At 52.0% G+C, this 256-nt stretch carries 1 rRNA gene; it reads right to left on the bottom strand.

What is annotated here, in order from left to right:
* Positions 1-256 (bottom strand): 23S ribosomal RNA (locus M3204_RS23565); the annotation flags it as partial.

Raw genomic sequence — 256 nt, 5'->3', positions numbered from 1 at the left:
GACTAACCCTGAGAGGACGAGCCTTCCTCAGGAAACCTTAGGCATTCGGTGGATGGGATTCTCACCCATCTTTCGCTACTCATACCGGCATTCTCACTTCTAAGCGCTCCACCAGTCCTTACGGTCTAGCTTCAACGCCCTTAGAACGCTCTCCTACCACTGACATCTAAGATGTCAATCCACAGCTTCGGTGATACGTTTAGCCCCGGTACATTTTCGGCGCAGAGTCACTCGACCAGTGAGCTATTACGCACTC

The sequence above is a fragment of the Mesobacillus subterraneus genome, from assembly GCF_023715485.1.
GTDB classification, from domain to species: Bacteria; Bacillota; Bacilli; order Bacillales; family Cytobacillaceae; genus Mesobacillus; species Mesobacillus subterraneus_B.
Note: the sequence above shows the minus strand (reverse complement) of the source record. Positions and strands in the feature narration are given on the sequence as shown.